At 25.4% G+C, this 5,779-nt stretch carries 3 protein-coding genes and 1 tRNA gene; all 4 read left to right on the top strand.

Annotated elements, in window-relative coordinates; genetic code table 11:
- The first annotated feature begins 531 nt into the window (after window positions 1-531).
- The 4 genes from Q1J78_RS05510 (at window position 532) to Q1J78_RS05495 (ending at window position 5,710) form a co-directional block, all read left to right on the top strand.
- Window positions 532-3,423 carry a cell wall-binding repeat-containing protein gene (locus tag Q1J78_RS05510; RefSeq protein WP_300277950.1) on the top strand — a complete coding sequence of 964 codons (2,892 nt, stop codon included), beginning with the start codon at window positions 532-534 and terminating at the stop codon, window positions 3,421-3,423.
- A gap of 152 nt (window positions 3,424-3,575) precedes the next feature.
- A complete protein-coding gene (locus tag Q1J78_RS05505; protein WP_300277947.1) occupies window positions 3,576-3,857 on the top strand; it encodes a hypothetical protein in 282 nt (93 codons plus the stop codon).
- A 33-nt stretch (window positions 3,858-3,890) separates the two neighbouring features.
- Window positions 3,891-5,351 carry a hypothetical protein gene (locus Q1J78_RS05500; RefSeq protein WP_300277944.1) on the top strand — a complete coding sequence of 487 codons (1,461 nt, stop codon included), beginning with the start codon at window positions 3,891-3,893 and terminating at the stop codon, window positions 5,349-5,351.
- 284 nt (window positions 5,352-5,635) lie between these two features.
- A tRNA-Gln gene (locus Q1J78_RS05495) sits at window positions 5,636-5,710 on the top strand.
- Window positions 5,711-5,779 lie beyond the last annotated feature (69 nt).

The raw sequence follows: 5,779 nt of genomic DNA, 5'->3' as shown, positions 1-5,779 counted from the left end.
ATGCTCAGATAAAAGCTATAAAAGATAATGCTGATACTAAAGGAATATCTATATCTAAAGTAGGATATGGTATTGCTGAAAGTGTTATAAACACTATAGCTGAAAAAGTTGGTTTAATAAAATAAATCAAGATAGTATAAAGTGTTTATTATAAATAATGTAAAGTAGCACAAATTACTTATAAATAAAATAGCACAAATTACTTATAAATAATGTAAAAAGACGAGGAAAATTCCTCGTCTTTTTAATTTTAAGATATTAATTAAATTATAATAGGCTTATATTTTTATTTGAAATATAAAAGATATTTTTTTTAATACAAAATTTCATATTTAATTAAATAAATATAAAAAAAACTTAATATAAATTAGAATTAAATTAAAATGATTATAGTATAAAAAATAAATCGAAATAAAATATTAAAAAAAATAGTAATTAATATGTTGTTTTTTATAATTGATGTGATATAATTGTTTACAATAGGATTCGGTAAGATAAAAAATAATTATATTAAAAAGGAGATGTAAGCTAATGAAGAAAAAATTATTATCTTGTGGTTTATCAATTGCATTACTTTGCAATACGGTTACTGTATTTGCACAAAATAATGTAACTACTAAAACTGAAATAAGACAAGAAAAAAGCACTGAAATTCAACCTCGTGTTGATATAGACATGGGGAAGGTATTTAATGATTGGAAAAACCTTCCAGGAATACCAGGTGTAGGATACAATGCTTATTGGCAATATCATGCATCTGAAAATAAAATAAATACTACAGCCAATGTTGGATTTACAGGTTTTTATAATCCAGATCTAATGAAATTCACAACAGGTACATTAGAATATCAGATGCAAAATAATGATGGAGATACAGGAGGATTTATTTGGGGATTACAAAAAAGTCAAAAACAAGGTAAAGATGTATACTCTTTCTACATATATGAAGAATGTGGAGCTCACAATAAATGGACTATAGCACGTATAGATGAATGGATACCTGCTGATAATAATATAGCACATATAGGTCCATTATTCCACGGTAAACTTGATTATGATTGGAATAAGAATACAGGTATTTATCCTGACCATCAAATAGATCCAAGTACAGTTGGGGCAAGTGCAAATTTCTCAAAAGGTGTAAAATTAGCAGAAGGTGATTTACCAGAAGGTTCTAGATACCCACAAAAACATAAAGTATCTATAGAAATAAAAGAAAATTCTACAAAAATAAGTCTGAATGATAAACAATTAGAAGAAGTAAGTATTCCTGTCAAACCAGGTTCTTTTGGACCAGTTTCTTGTAGTAATCCATCAGTAAGTTTCTTTGACTTTAAAATGGAAGCAGCACCAGACAATACAGCATTAACTACACAGTTTGATTATAAAGTAAATGGAAATGTAGTACAAAATGATAATACTATTGTAGATTTTGGAAGTAAATTTGAAATAGATGATAAATCTCAAATAGATACTCCAGCAACAATAGTTGGTAAAGAATGGATAGTAAAAAAAGATGGAACAGAAATATATAGAGGAAGTACTCCATATACAGGATATGCCAATGAAGAAGGAACATATGAAACTACATTAATTAATACAGGAAGTAACGGTCTAACTGGTACTGTAACAAAAACTGTAAGAGTTGCAAAAAAACCTACAATAAATATACCAGATAGTATAGTAATAGAAGGAAAAGATAAATATAATAAAGATGATTTAAAAAATGGTGTTACAGCAACAGACAAAACAGGAAAAGATATATCAGGAAATATAGTGATAGATGATAGTAAAATCACAGCAGCTAATGGTGAGCCAGGAAAATATGATGTTACATATAAAGTAACAGATGAATATGGAGTAACAACAGAAAAGACTGTAGAAGTAACTGTTATAGAAAGAATACCTGGATTAGATATAAACAAAGCACCAAAAATAAATATACCAGGTAATATAGTAATACAAGGTGGAGATAAATATAATAAAGATGATTTAAAAAATGGTATTACAGCAACAGATAAAGAAGGAAATGATATATCAGGAAATATAGTGATAGATGATAGTAAAATTGATAAAGAACATTCAGGAACATACAATGTTATATATACAGTAAAAGATAAAGATGGAATAACAACAAAAGTAGAAGTTCCTGTAAAAGTAGAAGTAAAAGTTCCTGGACTAGATATAAATAAAGCACCTAAATTTAATGTTTCAGGTGATTTAAGTATAATAGAAGGCAATAAATATGATCCAAAAGATGCAATAAAAGATAATAAAATAACTGCAACAGATGGAAAAGGAAAAGATATATCAAACAAAATAGAAGTTGTAAAAAATAATGTAAAACCAGATGTACCAGGAAAATATGATGTTACATATAAAGTAACAGATGCAGATGGTATAAGCAAAGAAATAACAGTACAAGTGATAGTACATAAAAAATCATATGATAATAACACAGGAAACAATGTAGATACTGATAAGATACAAGGAAATAATAGAATAGAAACAGCAGTAGAAGCTAGTAAAAAAGTGTATCCTTCAGGAACACCTGTAGTTGTTTTAGCAAATGCAGAAAGATATACAGATGTTCTTACAGCAAATCCATTTGCAATACAAGAAAATGGAGCAGCATTACTAACATATAAATATGATATTCCTAAGAAAACAATGGAAGAAATAGAAAGATTAGGAGCTAGAAAAATATATATAAGTGGTGGATATGATGCAGTTTCTAAAAAAGTTGTAACTGAATTAGAAAATAAAGGTTATGATATATTTAGATTTGATGGTGTAAATAGATATGATACTGCTAGAAAAATAGCTATAAAAATAAGAGAAAAAGGAAATAAAAATATGGCAGAACTTGCATCAGGAGAAGATTTCCCAGATGCATTATGTATGGCACCATTAGCAGTAAAAGATAAAGCACCTATATTGTTAGCTAAAAAAGATTCTATACCATATTATACAAAACAAGCATTAGCTGAATGGGATATAGAAAATATAAAAATAGCAGGACTTGATAAAGCAATATCTAATAATGTAGAAAAAAGTTTAGAAAAAGGATTCAAACTATCAAAAGATAGTAAAAAAGATTCTGAAGTATATACAGGAGCAAAATCAATAAAAAGAATAGGTGGATATGATAGATATGAAACATCATCAGCAATAGCAAAAGAAGCATATCCAAATACAAAATTAGGTGTATATGCAACAGGAGAGGATTTCCCAGATGCATTAATAGCAGGAAATTATGCAGGAAGAAGAGAATCAGCAGTACTTTTAGTTAAAAAAGATGTTTTACCTGAAAGTATAGAAAAACATACAAAAGCATCTTCATTCAATAAAATAACTGTAATTGGTGGAAAAGATGCAATTAGTGAAAAAGTAATAAATTCAATAAAAAAAGCAATAAAATAGTTAAACTATATTTATTAAAAATTAGTATAATATAAATTTATCCTTTTGTTAAAATAAAGCCGTAGATAAATGTTAATGAATTTATCTACGGCATTTTTTTAATAACTATTTTTATATACAACCTTTTCATATATAATATAAGTAGAGAAGAAATGAAAGGAAAATTAACTATGAAAAAAATAAAAAGAATAGCTTTATTATCGAGTATATTTATGTTAACAACAATGACAAATATATTTGCTGAAACAGGAATGAAAGTACAACCAAAATTAAAATGGTCAGAGATACTTTTAGGGATAGGTGTAGGTGTGTTTGTAGCATCAGTGATAAAAACTGTTAGAGAAGGTAAGAAAACAAAATCAACTGGAATGTATGATAATAAAGGAGCAAAAGTACCTCCTATGAAAACAAAAAAGAAGAAAAAGAAAAAATAGTAATATATAAAAAGTTGGTTAGAGGTGTATAGTGTGAAAAAAGAAAATAATAATCACAGTATAGAAGAAAATATATCTTTAGAAGAAATAGCTCAAATAGTGGAAAATTATATACAAGAAGAAGATGTTCCTATATATGATGGATATGATGTTTCTATAGAAGATATAGAGGGAGAAATTGATAATAATAAAAATAATATCCACAAAAATGAAGAAATTAAAAAAGAACCTATCATTAAAGAAATTAATAAAAACAAAATTGAAATTAATAAAAATAAAATTAATGAAAAAGAAAGTAATAAGAAAAAAGTTAATAAAAAAGAAATTAATAAAAAAGAAATTAATAAAAAAGAGCAAAATCATATAAAAAAAGAATTAAATAAAAGATTTATATCTATAGATATTATTAAAGGAATAGCAATAATAACTATTATACTTGCATCAGGCTTAGGTGTGTCTGATGAATTACCAAAATATTTATTACTTTCAAGTTGGAATGGTATTAAATTTGTAGATTTAGGAGTACCTGTACTAGTATTGGCTACTTGTTTTATGATTCCTTCAAATATTGAAAGAGATTTAAAAAGAAAAATTTGCTATAAAGATATTATTATAAAGAAATTAATTGTAGGAATTAGTACTTTTTTAATAGGCTTACTTTTAAATGTAATAACAAGTTCTGATATTAATCATTTTAGAATAATGGGTATTTTACAATTTATAAGTATTGTATATATTATAGTAAGTTTGATATATATTGTATTTAGAAAATTTAATTTAAAGATAAATGTATTGGGAATTATATTGTTGGTATTAGGTTCAATTGGATTGATATTATATTTTATCATTTCAAAGAAATTTGGAAATGATATGAAAAATTGTCTTGCACTTTTTGTAGATTCAAGGGTTTTAAAAGGTCATTTTTATACGTTTGAAAGATACGGAATGATTTCTACAATTTCAGCGATTTTTTCAGGTATAATTTCTTTATCAGGAGGAACTTTTTTACTTGATAAGAAAGCAGATGTTAAGGAAAAAATGAATAGACTTATTATTTTAGGAATGGGACTTATTATAATATCTTTAATTCTAGAAAAAACTTGTCCACATAATGTAAATATATGGTCTTCATCTTTTTCATTTATTGTTTTAGGAAGCTTTATGATTGTAGAATCGATAATGTATTTTTTATTTGATTTTGAAAAAAATTTTAAACTATATAAGTTATTTTATCCTTTAATTATGTTTGGGAAAAATTCATTTTTATTGCTAGTTATAACTGAGGTTTTGAAAAATACATTATTTAAATTAAATGTATATTCAATAGCAATGGGTAAAGGTGTGAGTTTTGGAAAATGGATAGTAATAGATTGTTTGTCGGAAATTTTTGGATCATCTAGTAGAGCTATAGTATTTCTTATATTGTATTTAATTATATGTCTTATATCTATGATATTTATACATGAAAATGCAAGTAAAATAAAATCTAAGTAAAAAATATTAATGAAGAAAAATACTATCAAAGATAATACTAAAATCTATTAAAAATAATATTATTAAAATAATACTATTTAATGAAGAAAAAATTTAGAATTTAATCAAAAATATGGCTGAAATAAAGTAATAAAGTCATTTATATTAAAAATTTAGCTAACTATCTATTTAGGTAGTTAGTTTTTTATTTTTATGTATTTTTTTAAAAACTATTGCATTTATTTTATATTTATAGTATTATATAACTTGTCGAAAGGACAGAGGTTCTTAAGATAAATAAATATTGGGGATTCGCCAAGCGGTAAGGCACATGACTCTGACTCCTGTATGCATAGGTTCGAATCCTATATCCCCAGCCAGTTTAAATACTCTATCCTTAGGATAGAGTATTTTTTAGTGAATCTAGCTACTAGAACTTAGATAAACTA

The organism is Peptacetobacter sp., from assembly GCF_029264495.1.
Lineage (GTDB): Bacteria > Bacillota > Clostridia > Peptostreptococcales > Peptostreptococcaceae > Peptacetobacter.
Note: the sequence above shows the minus strand (reverse complement) of the source record. Positions and strands in the feature narration are given on the sequence as shown.